Annotated in this window: 14 protein-coding genes; 10 read left to right on the top strand and 4 right to left on the bottom strand. The window is 59.0% G+C overall.

What is annotated here, in order from left to right; all coding sequences use genetic code 11:
• Window positions 1-4 precede the first annotated feature (4 nt).
• Window positions 5-1,285, top strand: a complete 1,281-nt coding sequence (locus RFER_RS14195) for a DUF3443 domain-containing protein (protein WP_166485727.1) — start codon at window positions 5-7, stop codon at window positions 1,283-1,285.
• Window positions 1,286-1,293: 8 nt separating this feature from the next.
• Here RFER_RS14195 and RFER_RS14190 read toward each other — a convergent pair whose 3' ends face one another.
• Window positions 1,294-1,941, bottom strand: a complete 648-nt coding sequence (locus RFER_RS14190; protein WP_011465084.1) for a GntR family transcriptional regulator — start codon at window positions 1,939-1,941, stop codon at window positions 1,294-1,296.
• A 154-nt stretch (window positions 1,942-2,095) separates the two neighbouring features.
• Here RFER_RS14190 and scpA point away from each other — a divergent pair, with 154 nt between their 5' ends.
• The 9 genes from scpA (at window position 2,096) to RFER_RS14145 (ending at window position 15,222) form a co-directional block, all read left to right on the top strand.
• Window positions 2,096-4,255, top strand: coding sequence for a methylmalonyl-CoA mutase (gene scpA, locus RFER_RS14185; protein ID WP_011465083.1), 2,160 nt, complete (start codon window positions 2,096-2,098; stop codon window positions 4,253-4,255).
• Window positions 4,256-4,288: 33 nt separating this feature from the next.
• Window positions 4,289-5,338 (top strand): methylmalonyl Co-A mutase-associated GTPase MeaB, encoded by a 1,050-nt coding sequence (meaB, locus tag RFER_RS14180; RefSeq protein ID WP_244095879.1) that lies wholly within the window; start codon window positions 4,289-4,291, stop codon window positions 5,336-5,338.
• Between the two features lie 62 nt (window positions 5,339-5,400).
• Complete coding sequence (locus tag RFER_RS14175) at window positions 5,401-6,933, top strand: acyl-CoA carboxylase subunit beta (protein WP_011465081.1); 1,533 nt, start codon at window positions 5,401-5,403, stop codon at window positions 6,931-6,933.
• Between the two features lie 359 nt (window positions 6,934-7,292).
• Window positions 7,293-9,347: an acetyl-CoA carboxylase biotin carboxylase subunit gene (locus RFER_RS14170; RefSeq protein WP_011465080.1), complete on the top strand. Its 2,055-nt coding sequence runs from the start codon at window positions 7,293-7,295 to the stop codon at window positions 9,345-9,347.
• Window positions 9,344-9,853 (top strand): VOC family protein, encoded by a 510-nt coding sequence (locus RFER_RS14165; protein WP_011465079.1) that lies wholly within the window; start codon window positions 9,344-9,346, stop codon window positions 9,851-9,853. Before RFER_RS14170 ends, RFER_RS14165 begins: the two co-directional genes overlap by 4 nt.
• Window positions 9,854-10,015: 162 nt before the next feature.
• Window positions 10,016-11,842, top strand: a complete 1,827-nt coding sequence (locus tag RFER_RS14160) for an FAD-dependent oxidoreductase (RefSeq protein WP_011465078.1) — start codon at window positions 10,016-10,018, stop codon at window positions 11,840-11,842.
• Complete coding sequence (locus tag RFER_RS14155) at window positions 11,839-13,683, top strand: 2-oxoacid:acceptor oxidoreductase subunit alpha (protein ID WP_011465077.1); 1,845 nt, start codon at window positions 11,839-11,841, stop codon at window positions 13,681-13,683. Before RFER_RS14160 ends, RFER_RS14155 begins: the two co-directional genes overlap by 4 nt.
• Complete coding sequence (locus tag RFER_RS14150; RefSeq protein WP_011465076.1) at window positions 13,680-14,735, top strand: 2-oxoacid:ferredoxin oxidoreductase subunit beta; 1,056 nt, start codon at window positions 13,680-13,682, stop codon at window positions 14,733-14,735. The genes RFER_RS14155 and RFER_RS14150 overlap by 4 nt, the downstream gene beginning before the upstream one ends.
• Window positions 14,736-14,781: 46 nt before the next feature.
• On the top strand, window positions 14,782-15,222 hold the full coding sequence (locus RFER_RS14145; RefSeq protein WP_011465075.1) for a CBS domain-containing protein: 441 nt from the start codon (window positions 14,782-14,784) through the stop codon (window positions 15,220-15,222).
• A gap of 25 nt (window positions 15,223-15,247) precedes the next feature.
• Here RFER_RS14145 and RFER_RS14140 read toward each other — a convergent pair whose 3' ends face one another.
• From RFER_RS14140 to narJ, 3 genes are read right to left on the bottom strand one after another with little or no spacing between them, the layout of a single operon-like run.
• On the bottom strand, window positions 15,248-16,027 hold the full coding sequence (locus RFER_RS14140) for a peptidylprolyl isomerase (protein ID WP_341799095.1): 780 nt from the start codon (window positions 16,025-16,027) through the stop codon (window positions 15,248-15,250).
• A 22-nt stretch (window positions 16,028-16,049) separates the two neighbouring features.
• A complete protein-coding gene (gene narI / locus RFER_RS14135; RefSeq protein WP_011465073.1) occupies window positions 16,050-16,784 on the bottom strand; it encodes a respiratory nitrate reductase subunit gamma in 735 nt (244 codons plus the stop codon).
• Window positions 16,781-17,488, bottom strand: a complete 708-nt coding sequence (narJ, locus tag RFER_RS14130; protein ID WP_011465072.1) for a nitrate reductase molybdenum cofactor assembly chaperone — start codon at window positions 17,486-17,488, stop codon at window positions 16,781-16,783. Before narJ ends, narI begins: the two co-directional genes overlap by 4 nt.

Below are 17,488 nucleotides of genomic sequence, written 5' to 3'. Positions count from 1 at the left end.
ATTTTTGAATCGCGTCCTCGCGTTGGCGTTGGTTGCGACGCTCGTCACGGCTTGCGGCGGCGGTGGCGGCGGGTCAACACCCGCGCCGAGTGCACCTGCGGTGCCGACTGCGCCTGAGGTGCCCAGTGCACCTGTGGTACCGACCGTGCCCGAGGCGGCCAACGTGAGCAAAGTCACGGTGGATGCTGGCCCGTCCGGCACGGGCTACAACGTCAACCGCCTCTACACCACGGTCACGGTCTGCAGTCCCGGCAGCACCACGCAGTGCCAGACCATTGACCATGTGTTGGTGGACACCGGCTCCTTTGGTGTGCGGCTGTTGTCCAGCGCGATGGATACCACCTTGAACCTGAAGCGGTCGACCGGCGCCAGCGGTTTGCCTCTGCTCAATTGTGCGCAGTTTGTTGACCTCAGCTTTGCCTGGGGCCCGGTGGTGAAGGCCGATGTTGTGCTGGGCGGCAAGACGGCCGCCAGTGTGCCGATTCAAGTCATCGCCGACCCGTCGTTCAACAGCCTGGCGGCGGTGTGTTCGTCCGGCACGGCGATCACCAACGCAACGATACTTGGCGCGAACGGCATCCTTGGGATTGGACTGTTCAAGGAAGACTGTGGGGCACGCTGCAACAACATTGTCAACAACGGTTCTTATTACACCTGCACCACCGCTAGCTGCACCGGTGCGAAGGCAAGTCTGGCCCAACAGGTGAAGAACCCGGTGCCCTTGTTTGCATCCGACAACAACGGCGTGCTGATCGACTTGCCAGGCGCAAGTTCAGCCGGTGCACCCAACCTGAGCGGATCGCTGATTTTCGGCATCGGCACGCAGTCCAATAACCAATGGACCTCTGGCGCGGTTCTGACAACCGATGCTGTGGGCTATGTCACCACCTTGCTGGCAGGGCAAAACCTGCCTAACAACTTCACCAACAGCTTTATCGACTCGGGCTCCAATGGCTTGTTTTTTGATTCCACCACGATCACAAAATGTGGGCCCAGCGGCGCCGGTTTTTATTGCCCAACGCCGCCCGTCAATTTGTCGGCCACGCTGCTGGGGGCCAATGGGGTAATCACTCCCGAGATTTTGTTTTCCATTGACAAAGCGACCGACTTGTTTACCGGTGGAGTCAATCACGTGCTTCCGACCTTGGCGGGCGACATTGGTGACATACCTGGCCATCCGTCCACCTTTGACTGGGGTTTGCCCTTCTTTTACGGTCGACGGGTGTTTTTTGGCATCGAGGGGCAGGCATCAACGCTGGGAACCGGCCCGTTCTACGCCTTCTGAACCACGGTTCAGTTGGCGGCTTCCAGCCCGTTCTTGAAGTGTTCCTGCATCCGCCGCACGGACAGTGCCGCGTCCCGGGCCGCAATGGCCGCCATCAGGGCGCGGTGTTCATTCAATGATTCCTCGATGCGCCCTGATTTCAGCAGCGAGTTGTGGCGGTTGAGCTTCATCACCTTGCGCAGATCGGCCACCATCTGGTCGCGCCAGCGGTTGTTGGCAATCTCCAGCAAGCGCATGTGAAAGCGTTCGTTGATCTCAAAAAAGAGTTCCCGGTCTTGCCGGTCCGGGGCGGCAGCTGCTTCCAGTTCAAGGTGCAGCGCCTGCAGCTCTTCGATCTGGGGTGCCGTGGCCGTTGCTGCCACCACGCCAGCACCATCAGACTCCAGCAGGCTGAGCAGGTGGTACACATCTGACAAGTCGCGCTCGGACACCTCGGTCACATAAGCACCACGGCGCACTTTCATGGTGACCAGGCCTTCGGCCGCCAGCACTTTGAGCGCTTCACGCAGCGGCGTGCGGCTGATGCCATAGGCTTCGGCAATCTTCAGCTCGTCAATCCAGCTCCCGGGCGCCAGTTCACGCGCGAAAATGCGCTGACGCAGGAGCTCAGCCACCTCTTCATAGAGTGCGCGGGGAGAAAGCGAAAGTGCTGACATGGGGCGAATTGTAAGCTTGAAATAATTTTTTGAATCAATAATTATAAATAACGTAAACTCTCATCTCCGTATCGAGACAAGCACGGGCCGAAGCGGTCCGTGATCATCCGGTACCCGATTGATTTTGATCAACCCATTGCGAACGGCCTCTGCCATGACCCAAAACAACCCTGAATTTCAGACTGCCAGCCTTGAGGCCTGGGCCAAAGCGGCCGCCAAATCCGCGCCGGGCGGCCATGTGGAGGCACTCAACTGGCACACACCGGACGGCATCACGGTCAAGCCGCTTTACACCGCTGCCGATACCCAAAACCTGCCTTACGCCAACACCTTGCCGGGCTTTGAGCCTTACCTGCGCGGCCCGCAGGCCACCATGTATGCGGTGCGGCCCTGGACGATTCGGCAATACGCCGGTTTCTCCACCGCCGAAGAATCCAACGCGTTTTACCGCAAGGCGCTGGCTGCGGGCGGGCAGGGCGTGAGCGTGGCGTTCGACCTGGCGACCCACCGGGGCTACGACAGCGACCATCCCCGCGTGACAGGGGACGTGGGCAAGGCGGGCGTGGCGATTGATTCGGTCGAAGACATGAAAGTGCTGTTCGACCAGATTCCGCTGGACAAGGTGAGCGTGTCCATGACCATGAACGGTGCCGTGCTGCCGGTGCTGGCAGGTTACGTGGTGGCGGCAGAAGAGCAGGGCGTGAGCCAGGATAAGTTGAGCGGCACCATTCAGAACGACATTCTGAAAGAGTTCATGGTGCGCAACACCTACATCTACCCGCCTGCACCTTCCATGCGCATCATTGGCGACATCATCGAGTACACGGCCAAGAACATGCCGAAGTTCAACTCGATCTCCATTAGCGGCTACCACATGCAGGAAGCCGGGGCCAATCAGGCGCTGGAGCTGGCCTTCACGCTGGCCGACGGCAAGGAGTATGTAAAGACCGCCATTGCCAAGGGCATGGATGTGGACGAGTTCGCCGGGCGGCTCTCTTTCTTCTGGGCCATCGGCATGAACTTCTATCTGGAAGTGGCCAAGATGCGGGCCGCGCGTCTGCTGTGGTGCCGCATCATGAAAGGCTTCAACGCCAAGTCGCCCAAGTCGCTGATGCTGCGCACCCACTGCCAGACCAGTGGCTGGAGCCTGACCGAGCAGGACCCCTACAACAACGTGGTGCGCACCACCATCGAAGCGATGGCGGCCGTGTTTGGCGGCACGCAAAGTCTGCACACCAACAGCTTTGACGAAGCCATTGCGCTGCCCACCGAATTCAGCTCGCGTATTGCCCGCAACACCCAGCTCATCATCCAGGAAGAAACCCATATTCCGAACGTGATCGACCCCTGGGCCGGCAGCTACATGATGGAAAAGCTGACGCAAGACATGGCAGACGCGGCCTGGGCCATCATTGAAGAAGTCGAGGCCATGGGTGGCATGACCCAGGCCGTTGACAGCGGCTGGGCGAAGCTGAAAATTGAAGCCGCTGCGGCCGAAAAGCAGGCCCGCATTGACAGCGGTAAAGACGTGATCGTCGGTGTCAACAAGTACAAGCTCAAGCTAGAGGATGTGATTGAATCGCGCGATATTGACAACGTGGCGGTGCGCGACGGGCAGATCGAGCGTCTCAAAAGTATCAAGCAAAAACGGGACCCAGCCCTCGTGAATGCTGCGTTGACAGCTATTACTTTTGCAGCGGAAACGGGTGAAGGCAATTTGCTGGATCTGGTGATCAAAGCGATGCGCCTGCGCGCTACCGTGGGTGAGGTGAGTGATGCCATGGAAAAAATTTATGGGCGCCACCGCGCCGACACACAAAAGGTGACCGGCGTGTATGCAGCTGCTTATGACTCCGCCGAAGGCTGGGAAGCCCTCAAGACTGAAATCAACGCATTTGCCGAGGCTCAGGGCCGCCGCCCGCGTGTCATGATTTCCAAACTCGGTCAGGACGGCCACGACCGCGGCGCCAAAGTGGTGGCCACGGCGTTTGCTGACTTGGGTTTTGACGTGGACATGGGCCCGCTGTTCCAGACCCCGGAAGAATGCGCCCGCCAGGCGATTGAAAACGACGTGCATGCCGTCGGCGTGAGCACCTTGGCGGCAGGCCACAAAACCCTGGTGCCCGCCATCATTGCCGAACTCAAGAAGCAGGGCGCTGACGACATCATCGTGTTCGTCGGCGGCGTGATTCCGCGCCAGGATTACGAGATGCTGTATGAGGCTGGCGTCAAGGGAATTTATGGCCCCGGCACGCCGATACCGGCCAGCGCGAAAGATGTGCTGGAGCAGATCAAGAAGGCACAGGCCAAGTAGGAATGCTGGGCCGGATCGCAGTTCATGACAACGATGCCAATGCAGACACATCAACCGCAACGAAACTGGGCACTGACGTCGGTTTCCGCCGACGCTGTCGTTCAGGCCACGGGTGCCCAACAGCGCCGCGCCATCGCCAAGTCCATCACTTTGCTGGAATCGACCCGCGCCGACCATCGGGTGCAGGCTGACGAGCTTTTGACCGCCTTGCTGCCTCACACCGGCAAATCCTTCCGTCTCGGCATCAGCGGCGTGCCGGGCGTTGGCAAATCCACCTTCATCGAGGTGCTGGGCCTGTACCTGATCGGTCAGGGCCACCGCGTGGCGGTGCTCACCATTGACCCGTCTTCCACCGTCTCGGGGGGCTCCATCCTGGGCGACAAGACGCGCATGGAAAAGCTCTCGGTGCATGAGCACGCCTACATCCGCCCCAGCCCCAGCAGCGGCACGCTTGGCGGCGTGGCCGAAAAAACGCGTGAGGCGATGCTGGTGTGTGAGGCCGCGAGTTATGACGTGGTGATTGTCGAAACCGTGGGCGTGGGGCAGTCCGAGACTGCCGTGGCCAACATGACCGACATGTTTGTGCTGATGCAACTGCCCAACGCGGGGGACGATCTGCAGGCGATCAAAAAAGGCGTGATGGAACTGGCCGATCTGGTGGTGATCAACAAGGCTGATATTGACCCCCATGCCGCCACACGGGCGCAAGCGCAGATCACCTCGTCACTGCGCCTGCTGGGCTTGCATGGCAACCCGGAACATGCGCATCACAATGAAGCAATCTGGCATCCGAAAGTGATTCAAATCAGTGCTCTGAAAGGGCAGGGCGTGGAAACCTTCTGGGCTTCGGTGCAGCATTTCAAGGCACTGCAAACACAAAGTGGCAACTTCGCTGCACGCCGCCAGCAGCAATCACTGGCCTGGATGTGGGAGCGTATTGACGCCGGTTTGAAGCAGGCGTTTCGCCAGCACCCGCAAGTGCAGGCGCTGCTGCCCCAGCTGACCCAGGCGGTGCTGGAGGGCCGCATGGCGGCCTCCACTGCAGCACGAAATTTGCTATCTGCCCAGATAAATAGGGCGTAGTTAGCTATAAAAATAGTAGTAGACATCGACCGAGACGATCACACCTTAAGAAAGAGAAAACCATGCACGACATCCTTGAACAACTTGAAGCCAAACGCGAGCTTGCGCGCCTGGGTGGTGGCCAAAAGCGCATTGACGCGCAACACAAGAAAGGCAAGCTGACCGCCCGCGAACGCCTGGAATTGCTGCTCGACGAGGGCACGTTTGAAGAGTGGGATATGTTCGTCGAGCACCGGTGTGTTGATTTCGGCATGCAAGACCAGAAGATTCCGGGCGATGGCGTGGTCACCGGCTACGGCATGATCAACGGTCGCCTGGTGTTTGTGTTCAGCCAGGACTTCACGGTGTTTGGTGGTGCCTTGAGTGAGGCGCACGCGGAAAAAATTTGCAAGGTGATGGACCAGGCCATGAAGGTCGGTGCACCCGTGATCGGCCTGAACGACTCGGGCGGCGCCCGTATTCAGGAGGGCGTGGCGTCTCTGGGCGGTTACGCTGATGTGTTCCAGCGCAACGTGATGGCCAGCGGCGTGGTGCCGCAGATCAGCATGATCATGGGCCCCTGTGCCGGGGGGGCGGTGTACTCACCCGCCATGACCGACTTCATCTTCATGGTCAAGGACAGTTCCTACATGTTCGTCACCGGCCCCGAGGTGGTGAAGACCGTCACGCACGAAGAGGTGACGGCCGAAGAGCTGGGCGGCGCCATCAGCCACACCACCCGGAGCGGCGTGGCCGATCTGGCGTTTGAGAACGATGTGGAAGCGTTGTTGATGTTGCGTCGCCTCTACAACTACCTGCCGCTCAACAACCGCGAGAAAGCACCGGTGCGCCGCAGTGGCGACCCGGCCGACCGCATGGACCTGAGCCTGGACTCGCTGGTGCCCGACAACGCCAACAAGCCCTACGACATGAAGGAGCTGATCGTCAAGACGGTGGACGATGGCGACTTTTTTGAGCTGCAGCCCGAGTACGCCAAGAACATCCTGATTGGCTTTGGCCGCATGGAAGGTCAGACCGTGGGCATCGTGGCCAATCAGCCGCTGGTGTTGGCCGGTTGTCTGGACATCAAGAGCTCGATCAAAGCGGCGCGCTTTGTGCGCTTTTGCGATGCCTTCAACATTCCGGTCATCACCTTTGTCGACGTGCCCGGCTTCATGCCCGGCACGGCGCAGGAGTACGGCGGCATCATCAAGCACGGTGCCAAGTTGCTGTACGCCTTTGCCGAGTGCACGGTGCCCAAGATTACCGTCATTACCCGCAAAGCCTACGGTGGCGCTTACGACGTGATGAGCTCCAAGCACCTGCGCGGCGATGTGAACTTTGCCTGGCCCAACGCTGAAATTGCGGTGATGGGCGCCAAGGGCGCGGTGGAAATCATCTTCCGCGAAGACAAGGGCGACCCCGCCAAGCTGGCCGCCAAAGAGGCGGAGTACAAGGCCCGCTTTGCCAACCCTTTTGTGGCGGGCGCGCGCGGCTTCATCGATGATGTCATCCTGCCGCACGAAACGCGCAAGCGAATCTGCCGCTCGCTGGTGATGCTGCGCGACAAAAAGATTGAAAACCCGTGGCGCAAGCACGGCAATATTCCGCTGTAAGTCCGATTGGAATGCACCATGGATCACTATCGCGCTGGATCGGGTTACCTGGACGTTTTGCTCCGTGTCCCCCGGCCTTCGGCCTCCTCCTTTACCTGCGCAAAACGCCCAGGCAACCCAATCCCGGGGGCTTGGTATTCGAGTGCGAAAGACAAATTCAGCACTTCGCAGCAGCAGGGTGGGGGTGCGCGCCAAAGTGAGGTCAAGGAGGAGGCCGAAGGCCGGGGGACACGAACGGCGGCGCGCGCACCTACCCGGCTGCGGGTTTGGAAGAAGACCTTGGCGCACTGTCAACAAAACAGACCCAATACCACAACGAATTTCAACATTCGCTGACCGAATAACGTTAGGAGAGCACCATGTTTACAAAAATACTGATCGCCAACCGCGGCGAGATCGCTTGCCGGGTCATCAAGACCGCCCAAAAAATGGGTATCAAAACGGTGGCGGTGTATTCCGATGCCGACAAGGACGCACGCCATGTGTTGTTGGCCGACGAGGCTGTCAACATTGGCCCGGCGCCGAGCCGCGACAGCTATTTACAAGCCGACAAGATCATCGCCGCCTGCAAACAGACCGGCGCCCAGGCCTTGCACCCCGGCTATGGTTTTTTGAGCGAGAACGCGGCATTTGCAAAAAAAGTGGAGGAAGAAGGCATTGTCTTCATCGGCCCCAAGCATTACTCGATGGCCGCCATGGGCGACAAGATTGAATCGAAAAAACTCGCTGGCGCCGCGGGCGTCAATTGCATTCCCGGCGTCAACAGCGCGATTGAAACGGCTGAAAAGGCGGTGGAAATTGCCCAAGGCATTGGCTACCCCGTCATGATCAAAGCCAGCGCGGGCGGCGGCGGCAAAGGCCTGCGCGTCGCCTACAACGACAAGGAAGCGTTTGAGGGCTATACCAGTTGCCGTAACGAAGCCCGCAGCAGCTTTGGCGACGACCGCGTGTTCGTCGAGAAGTTTGTCGAGGAGCCGCGCCACATTGAAATTCAGTTGATCGGCGACAGCTTTGGCAATGTGGTGTATTTGAATGAGCGTGAGTGTTCCCTCCAGCGCCGTCATCAAAAAGTGCTGGAAGAAGCTCCTTCATCATTCATCAGCGAAGCCACCCGCAAGGCGATGGGCGAGCAGGCCGTGGCCTTGGCCAAGGCAGTGAACTACCAAAGCGCCGGCACGGTGGAGTTTGTGGTTGGCAAGGACCAGAGCTTTTACTTTCTGGAGATGAATACCCGCTTGCAGGTCGAGCACCCGGTGACCGAGTGCATCACCGGGCTGGACCTGGTGGAGTTGATGATTCGCGTTGCCGCGGGTGAAAAGCTGCCTTTGGGCCAGGCTGATGTGAAGCGAGATGGCTGGGCGATTGAATGCCGCATCAACGCCGAAGATCCGTTTCGCAACTTTTTGCCATCGACCGGGCGACTGGTGCGCTTTCAGCCGCCCATGGAGACCATGTTTGCCGCCGACACTGACCATTGGTACGGCGTGCGGGTGGACACCGGCGTGCAGGACGGCGGCGAAATTCCGATGTATTACGACTCCATGATCGCCAAGCTGATCGTGCATGGCAAGGACCGCCTTGACGCGATTGCCAAGATGCGCGAAGCGCTCAATGGTTTTGTGATCCGTGGCGTCAGTAGCAGCATCCCGTTTCAGGCCGCACTGCTGGCGCATCCCAAAGTTGTTGCCGGGGACTTCAACACCGGTTTTATTGCTGAAAATTATTCAAAAGGTTTCCGCGCCGAAGATGTCCCGCACGACGACGCCGACCTGCTGATTGCCCTGGCGGCATTTGTTAACCGCATGTACCGCAACCGCGCCACATTCATCAGCGGTCAGATGGAGGGCCATGAGGTGGAGGTGGGTGAAGACTTTGTGGTGGTGACCCTGGGTCAGCAAGGGGCCTCCAGACCGACACCGGTTGTCGTCACGGAATTTGAAGGGAAAACAGGCTGTGGTCTTGTCAGGGTGGGCGCCAGCAGCTACAAAATATGCAGTCATTACCACCTAGGTCAAGTGCGCGTGGAGGGTACTTGCAATGGCGAGCCCTTCACGGCGCAGGTCGAGCGCGGCAGTTTGGCTGGCAAAAATCCGCTGGCGATCCGGGTTTCGCACAACGGCACACAGATTGACACGCTGGTACTCTCCAAGCGTGCCGCCGAGCTCTATGCCCTGATGCCCTACAAGGCGCCGCCCGACATGAGCCGTTATGTGCTGTCCCCGATGCCAGGTTTGCTGGTGGACGTGGCGGTGCAAGCGGGTCAAAAAGTGCTGGCTGGTGAGCGCGTGGCGGTGATCGAGGCCATGAAGATGGAAAACGTGCTCTTTGCGGTGGCCGACGGTGTGGTGGCCAAGGTGCTGGCGGCGAAGGGAGAGAGCCTGACCGTGGATCAGCCGATTGTGGAGTTTGCATGAGTAGCGGCTCTTTTCGACCAGCTTCGGACCGGCCTTTCAAAGTGCTGGGCGTCCAGCAGATTGCGATTGGAGGCAGCGACAAAACCCGGCTGCAAAAGCTCTGGATCGACATGCTGGGCCTGGAACTGACGGGCACTTTCAGGAGCGAGCGTGAAAACGTGGATGAAGACATATGCGCCATGGGCAGCGGTCCGTTCAAGGTCGAAGTCGACCTGATGCAGCCGGTGGACCCTGACAAGAAGCCTGCCGTGCACAGCACGCCGCTCAACCACGTCGGGCTCTGGATCGACGACCTGCCATTGGCCGTGCAATGGCTCACGGCCAATGGCGTGCGTTTTGCGCCGGGTGGCATTCGCAAGGGTGCGGCTGGTTTTGATATCTGTTTTTTGCACCCCAAATCGAATGACGAATTTCCGATCAGTGGCGAGGGGGTTTTGATTGAGTTGGTGCAGGCCCCGGCGGAGGTTGTTGTTGCGTTCGGCAAGCTGTCGGCAGGGGCGGCCTGAAGTCTGTGCGGGTCGACGCCAGATATTTGCGTTGGGTCAATAACTAACGCCTTTGTAGCACCTGGCTACGGGATTGACCCGAGAGTGAATTACAGTCCTATGCGTGTACACTTTTTCAAGCACCTTCGCAGCAGCGGTGTATCAAGGGTATAGGAGACAAAATTGCAAGCTACCAACCTGGGCAATCCGGCTTATTTTCACAAAGTCGTTGATTGTCAATGGGCCTGCCCGGCCCACACCCCCGTTCCTGAATATATTCGTCTGATTGGTCAAGGGCGTTACACCGACGCCTACATGATCAACTGGGTGTCCAACGTATTTCCAGGCATTCTCGGTCGCACCTGCGACCGTCCCTGTGAGCCCGCCTGTCGTCGCGGACGCGTCGAGGAAAACAATGGCGAGAAGCCCGAGCCGGTGGCGATTTGTCGCCTCAAACGCGTGGCCGCCGATAACAAGGACTCTGTCTTGGCGCGTATGCCGCAGGTGGCGCCGTCCAATGGCAAGCGCATCGCCTGTGTTGGTGCCGGGCCAGCGTCATTGACGGTGGCACGTGACCTGGTACCTTTGGGTTACGAAGTGACCGTGTTTGAAGGCGAAGCCAAGGCCGGCGGCTTTATGCGCACCCAGATTCCGCATTTCAGGCTACCCGAATCGGTCATTGATGAAGAGACAGGATACATCCTCGATCTGGGGGTGAAGTTCAAGAACAATCAACGCGTTGACTCGATGAAAGAGTTGATGACGCAGGGCTACGACGCTGTGTTTGTTGGCTGTGGCGCTCCTCGGGGACGTGTGCTGGATTTGCCCGGGCATAAACAAGCCGAGGCCGGTATTCACATTGGCATTGACTGGCTGGCGTCCGTCTCCTTTGGCCACGTCACCAGCGTCGGACCGCGTGTCATTGTGCTGGGTGGCGGCAACACAGCGATGGACTGCTGCCGCTCCGCTCGGCGCCTGGGTGGCTCCGATGTCAAAGTGATCGTGCGCAGCGGCTTCGAAGAGATGAAGGCCTCGCCCTGGGAGAAGGAAGACGCGCAACACGAAGGCATTCCAATCATTAACTTTCATGTCCCGAAGAGTTTCAACCATAAGGACGGCAAGCTCACGGGCATGACCTTTGAGGTGGTGAGCGCGGTGTATGACGACAAGGGTCGGCGTACCTTGGTGCCCACGGGCGAGCCCGATGTGGTTTTTGAGTGCGACACCGTGCTGGTGGCCGTCGGTCAGGAAAACGCTTTTCCCTGGATTGAGCGTGACACTGGCATTGAGTTTGACAAGTGGGGCTTGCCGGTGCTGGGTAAAGATACTTTTCAATCGTCTGTTCCCCGGGTGTTCTTTGGCGGCGACGCCGCGTATGGACCCAAAAACATCATTACGGCCGTGGCGCATGGTCATGAGGCCGCGGTGTCGATTGACCGGTTTCTCAATGGCGAAGCGGTGGAGGTTCGCCCGGCACCACGCACTAACCTGATGTCCCAGAAGATGGGTATTCACGAGTGGAGCTACCACAACGATGTATCGGTCGACAAGCGCTTTGTAGTGCCCTGGGCCAAGGCCGAGGTGGCATTGGCGAGCATCCGCGTCGAAGTGGAACTGGGTTTTGATGCCGCCACCGCCTTCAAGGAAGCCAGCCGCTGCCTGAACTGTGACGTGCAGACCGTGTTCAACCGTGACACCTGCATCGAGTGCGACGCCTGTGTCGATATCTGTCCGATGGATTGCATCACCTTCACCAGCAATGGTGAAGAGGCCGATTTGCGCACCCGGCTGAAAGCCCCGGCGCACCACACGGCGCAAGACCTGTATGTTTCGAGCGAACTCAAGACCGGGCGTGTCATGGTCAAGGATGAAGACGTGTGCTTGCACTGCGGTTTGTGTGCCGAGCGTTGCCCGACGGGCGCTTGGGATATGCAGAAATTCTTGCTGAACACGACCCAGGCTGGGCCCGGGTGTCGTGACAGCCGCAAAGTTCAAACGGAGGCCGCATGAAGCGCATTGAAGCCATTAACGATTTCGTCATTAAATTTGCCAATATCAACGGCTCCGGTTCGGCTTCGGCCAATGAACTGTTTGCCAAGGCTGTGATGCGCATGGGGGTGCCGGTGAGTCCGCGCAACATCTTCCCCAGCAACATTCAAGGCATGCCGACCTGGTACGAGGCGCGGGTTTGCGAAAAGGGTTACCACGGACGCCGCGGTGGCGTTGACATGATGGTCGCCATGAATCCCCAGACCTGGGACGCGGACGTGGCCGAAATCGAGCCCGGTGGTTATCTTTTTTACGATAGCACGCGCCCCATCCCTGAATCCAAGTTTCGCAAGGATGTGCAAGTCATCGGCGTGCCACTGACCGAAATCAGCAACGCGGCGTATACCGATCCCCGGCAACGTCAGTTGTTCAAGAACATCATTTACGTCGGCGCGCTGTCTGTGCTGCTCGATGTTGATGCCAGTGTTTTTGAAAAGCTCTTTGCCGAGCAGTTCAAGGGCAAGGAGCGACTGCTTGAGTCCAATGTGCGCGCGATCCATCTGGGGCGTGACTACGTCAAGCAGCATATTGAAGCCCCATTGGGCATCCGGGTGCGTCGATCCGACAAGGTGGGCGACCAGATATTTACGGATGGCAACAGCGCGCTTGCTTTGGGCTGCGTCTATGGTGGTGCCACGGTGGCAGCCTGGTACCCGATTACACCGTCGTCCTCGGTGCCCGAGGCATTTCAGAAGTATTGCGACAAGTTCCGGGTCGATCCTGAAACCGGTCAACTCAATTACGCCATCGTGCAAGCCGAAGACGAATTGGCCTCTATTGGCATGGCCATTGGCGCTGGCTGGAATGGCGCGCGGTCCTTTACCGCCACCTCCGGCGCTGGCATATCGCTGATGACCGAGTTCCTTGGGCTGGCCTACTTTGCCGAAATTCCGGTCACCTTGATCAATGTGCAGCGCGGCGGGCCGTCCACCGGCATGCCCACGCGCACGCAGCAGTCTGATTTGCTGGCTTGCGCCTACGCTTCACATGGCGACACCAAGCATGTGATGCTTTTCCCGCAAGACCCGCATGAGTGTTTTGAGCATGCGGCGGCGGCGCTGGATCTGGCTGATCGTCTGCAAACGCCGATCTTTGTCATGTCCGATCTGGACATTGGCATGAATCAGCGCTTGTGCAAGCCTTTCGTCTGGGACGATGCGCGTGAATACGATCGCGGCAAGGTCATGACGGCCGAGGAACTCGAAGCCGGCAAGGATTTTGGTCGTTACAAAGATGTGGACGGCGATGGCATTCCCTGGCGCACGCTGCCGGGTACGCATCCGAGCAAGGGTGCTTACTTTACGCGCGGCACCTCCAAGGACGCCTATGCCCGCTACTCCGAGCGCGGGCCAGATTACGTCTACAACATGGAACGTCTGCTCAAGAAGTTCAAAACCGCCGCCGATCTCGTGCCGCAACCGCTGCTGCGCAAGGCCCAGCAAGCCACGCGCTTCGGTGTGATCTATTTTGGCTCAACCAGCCCGGCCATGCGCGAAGCCCTGGATGTGCTCGAAGAGCAGGGCGTGCATCTGGATGCGATGCGGCTCCTGGCGTTCCCGTTCCCGGCGTCGGTTGATCGGTTCATCGCGGAGCATGACAAGGTGTTTGTCGTCGAGCAAAACCGTGATGCGCAAATGCGCTCCCTGCTGGTCAATGAACTGGAGGTTGATCCGAAGCGTCTGGTCAAGGTGCTGCACTACGACGGCACCCCCATCACGGCACGCTTCATCACCCAGGCCATCAGCAAGAATTTGAATGCGCTGGTTTCTTCCACCACTTCCCTGCAAAAGGAGGCCGCATGACCTACATTGCCAAACCCCGGATGCATCATCCAGAGCTGACCAGGAACAAGGTCGGCTACACCCGTCGTGACTACGAAGGCCCAGTATCCACGCTGTGTGCCGGTTGCGGCCACGACTCCATTTCAGCGGCCATCATTCAGGCCTGTTTTGAATTGGATATTGCGCCGCACCGTGTTGCCAAGTTGTCGGGCATCGGTTGCAGTTCCAAGACACCTACTTATTTTCTTGGCGCTTCGCATGGCTTCAATACCGTGCATGGACGCATGCCGTCCGTCTTGACCGGTGCGAATCTGGCGAACCGCGATTTGCTGTACCTGGGCGTGTCAGGTGATGGTGATTCGGCTTCCATTGGCCTGGGGCAGTTCGCCAATGCCATGCGCCGGGGCGTGCGCATGGCCTACATTGTTGAAAACAATGGCGTTTATGGTTTGACCAAGGGGCAGTTTTCGCCCACGGCAGACCGAGGCTCCAAGAGCAAGAAGGGGGCCATCAACCGCGACAGTCCCGTTGATCTGGTCGGACTGGCCCTGCAACTGGGCGCTACCTATGTGGCGCGCAGCTTCTCGGGTGACAAGGCGCAGCTGGTGCCCCTGATCAAGGGTGCCATCGAACACGGTGGAGCGGCGTTTATCGACGTCATCAGCCCCTGCGTGACGTTCAACAATCATGGCGGCAGCACCAAGAGCTACGACTATGTGCGTGCGCACAACGAAGCGGTCAGCCGCATTGATTTCATCCCGCAGCACAGCCCGATTACGACCGAGTACGCGCCGGGCGAAGTGGTGGATGTCGAACAACACGACGGCTCCACTCTGCGTTTGCGCAAGCTGCACACCGATTACGATCCGACTGACCGCTACGCAGCGCTCAGCTATATCAACGCGCACCAGGAACGTGGTGAAGTGGTCACTGGTCTGCTCTACCTCGATCCGCTTGCCGTTGATCTGCATGTGTCACTCAACACCAGCGACACCCCCCTGAACAAGTTTGGTGTCAAGCAGCTTTGCCCAGGGTCTCAGGCGCTCGACAAGATCAACGCAGCCCTGCGCTGATCTTGGCCTGCACTTTTTCATTCATTTTTTGAATAGGACGCAAATCATGCCTGAACGCACCGTGTTTCAATCGATACCACAGCGTCATGTGGTGAGCCTTTTACCGCAGGCCAGCGTTTGGGATGCGGCGTGCATCATGACCAAGGCCAACTGCGGCAGTATTCTGGTCATTGATGCTGCAGGGGTGTTGCAGGGCATCCTGACCGAACGTGACTTGATGACCCGCGTGCTGGCCAAGGCGCTCAACCCGCAAACCACGCTAGCGTCGGATGTGATGACACGCAATCCTCAAAGCGTTGGTCCCGATATGAGAGTTGCGGATGCCGTGGTGATCATGATTGAGCGTGGTTTTCGGCATTTGCCGATCATTAATACGGCGGGCAAGATCCTGGGCGTATTTTCGATTCGCGACGCCATGCCTCGCGAGATTGGCAATGCTGTCAGTCTGGCCGAGTTCAACGACCAAGTGAACGACGCCCTCGGTTAGAGCGTCGCTTCCATTGATGGCGCGGTCACTGAACCAGGGCTGTCTCCGACGCCTCCAGGTCGACCCCAGCGATGTCCGCCTGGCCGGCCAACAGCTGCAAATATTGACGCAAGGCGGTCACGTAAGTTTTTTGCCGCAGTGACATCGCGACAGCTCCTCTGACGGCCTCAAACGGCTGTTCAGCCCCGGGCTCGCGCGCCAGCACTTCAACCACATGTAAACCAAAGCGGCTGTGCACCAGACGCGGCAGTACACCGACCTCAGTGTGGCCAAAGAGCTCCTTGGCGAACTCGGGGGCACAGTCCGCGGCGACCAGCCAGCCCAGGTGGCCACCCTGTGCCCCGCTCGGGCAGTTGGACAGGGTGCTGGCTGCTTTGGCAAATCTGTCCTCAGCACCGGTTCCGTCATGGCAGCGCACGTCGAGCAGGGTGGTCTCGGCGCGATTGCGCAAAGCCACCACATCAACGCCTTGTGTCACGGCGAACAGAATGTGCCGTACTTCGATCCGCTCGCCGGTGCTGTAGAGGGCAATGTGCGCGGCGTGGTGGCGCCTGCACGCCTCCTCTGAGGGCTCCGGAATGGCCAAGCTTTGCTCCAGCAAGGCTTCAATCGCGCTGCTGGCGTCTTCGCTCAATACGCCGTCGGTGGACAAGGTGTCGCTGGCGGGGAGCAAGCATTTGGCAATAGCGGCTTGGCGCAACAGTTCGGAACAGGCACGTTGGCGCAGCTCGTCGGCGGACAGTACTTCGTCTGCCGCGTGCAGTGCCAAACCGTTGATGCGCGCAATTTCTGGTTGAGATGGCATGTTGACTTGCATGGGTGATTCCTTACACGCCCGCGCCGGGTTGGCGGGGTTGGTTCTGACCGGCCGGCACGTTCAAGCGACGGGCGCGTACCACCTGGTAGGGACGCATCAAATACGTGACCGTACCAAAACCGCTCCAGACGTGGACCAGCCGGGTAAACGGAAAGATCAGGAAAATGCTCATGCCCAGAAACATGTGCATCTTGAAAATCCAGCCCGCCTCGGCCAGCAAGTCAACTGCGCCCGGCTGGAACGTCACGATGTACTGTGCCCAGGCTGCCAGCCTCATCATCAGACTGCCGTCCAGATGCTGAGCCGACAAGGGCACGGTCGCCAGGCCGAGCGCGAACTGGAGCCAGAGCAGGATGAGCAGCACGATGTCACTGGTTTTGGAGTTGATGCGAATGCGGGGCTCGGCCAGGCGGCGGTGCAGCAGGATGCTGACACCGGCAAACCCTATCAGCCCTGCGATACCGCCACTGATCATGGCCATCAATTGTTTGTCACCCGCACTGACGAAACGCTCATAGACAAAGTGCGGCGTGAGCAGGCCGGCGAAATGGCCGAAAAACAGAAACAACACACCGATATGAAACAGGTTGCTTCCCCATCGCAGCTGTCCGGCTTTGAGCATCTGCGATGAATCGCTCTTCCAGGTGTACTGATCCCGGTCAAAGCGGATCAGGCTGCCCAGCAAAAAAACGACCAGGCAGATGTAGGGGTAGATGCCGAACAAGAAGTGGTTAAGGGTGTTCATCGTGTGGCTCCAGCAGTTGCGGTAGCTCGCGCGGAGGTTTTCGCCGCATCGGGTTTGACAAAGTGAATGGCTTGGGCCTGGCCGGGTTTGGCTTGCCCTTTGGAGGAGCAGCCATCAAACACCACCGGCTCTTCCCAAGCCGCATCGAGTGCCTCGTCAGGGATGACCTTGACCGGTGATGCTTTCTCGCCGCTGAGTTCCAGCAAGGCACCCAAAACACTGGCATAAGCGCTTTGGCGCTCCTGCAAGGCATTGAAGATGGCGTTGAAAATGTGCGCCATCTCACCCAGAAAAGCGCGGGCTTCTTTGGGCGGTTGGGTGGACACAAATTCAAGCACCACCGGCAAGTAGTCCGGCATTTCATCTGGCCCCAGAAACAAACCCGCTTTTTCGTAGGTCTGCACCAGGTCAATCATGGCCGGGCCGCGCTCGCGCGAGTCGCCATGCACATGCTCGAACAGGTGCAGTGAGGTGGCGTGACCCCGGTCAAACAGTTCGACGAACTCGCCCTCAAGTTCCAGCGTGTCACTGTGCGCCAGGTGCTTGGTGAGTGCGTCGATCTCAGCCAGTCGATCCTTGCCCAGGGCCTGCTCGGCGTGAACAGCGCTCTGCATGTCAGCCAGGTCGCTTTTGAGTGCGGCGTTGGGGTAGGACAGCAGGCGTGCCAGCACGCGCAGGGTGATAGAAGCGCTTTTGAGTGCCAT

Origin of the sequence: Rhodoferax ferrireducens T118, from assembly GCF_000013605.1 — a bacterium.
GTDB classification, from domain to species: domain Bacteria; phylum Pseudomonadota; class Gammaproteobacteria; order Burkholderiales; family Burkholderiaceae_C; genus Rhodoferax; species Rhodoferax ferrireducens.
Note: the sequence above shows the minus strand (reverse complement) of the source record. Positions and strands in the feature narration are given on the sequence as shown.

Excerpts from the sequence above, each read along its gene's own strand:
- narJ (WP_011465072.1), bottom strand. The coding sequence starts at position 17,488 with ATGGCACTCAAAAGCGCTTCTATCACCCTGCGCGTGCTGGCACGCCTG.
- RFER_RS14140 (WP_341799095.1), bottom strand. The coding sequence starts at position 16,027 with ATGCCATCTCAACCAGAAATTGCGCGCATCAACGGTTTGGCACTGCAC.
- RFER_RS14170 (WP_011465080.1), top strand. The coding sequence starts at position 7,293 with ATGTTTACAAAAATACTGATCGCCAACCGCGGCGAGATCGCTTGCCGG.
- RFER_RS14145 (WP_011465075.1), top strand. The coding sequence starts at position 14,782 with ATGCCTGAACGCACCGTGTTTCAATCGATACCACAGCGTCATGTGGTG.
- scpA (WP_011465083.1), top strand. The coding sequence starts at position 2,096 with ATGACCCAAAACAACCCTGAATTTCAGACTGCCAGCCTTGAGGCCTGG.
- meaB (WP_244095879.1), top strand. The coding sequence starts at position 4,289 with ATGCCAATGCAGACACATCAACCGCAACGAAACTGGGCACTGACGTCG.
- RFER_RS14175 (WP_011465081.1), top strand. The coding sequence starts at position 5,401 with ATGCACGACATCCTTGAACAACTTGAAGCCAAACGCGAGCTTGCGCGC.
- RFER_RS14155 (WP_011465077.1), top strand. The coding sequence starts at position 11,839 with ATGAAGCGCATTGAAGCCATTAACGATTTCGTCATTAAATTTGCCAAT.
- RFER_RS14150 (WP_011465076.1), top strand. The coding sequence starts at position 13,680 with ATGACCTACATTGCCAAACCCCGGATGCATCATCCAGAGCTGACCAGG.
- narI (WP_011465073.1), bottom strand. The coding sequence starts at position 16,784 with ATGAACACCCTTAACCACTTCTTGTTCGGCATCTACCCCTACATCTGC.
- RFER_RS14165 (WP_011465079.1), top strand. The coding sequence starts at position 9,344 with ATGAGTAGCGGCTCTTTTCGACCAGCTTCGGACCGGCCTTTCAAAGTG.
- RFER_RS14190 (WP_011465084.1), bottom strand. The coding sequence starts at position 1,941 with ATGTCAGCACTTTCGCTTTCTCCCCGCGCACTCTATGAAGAGGTGGCT.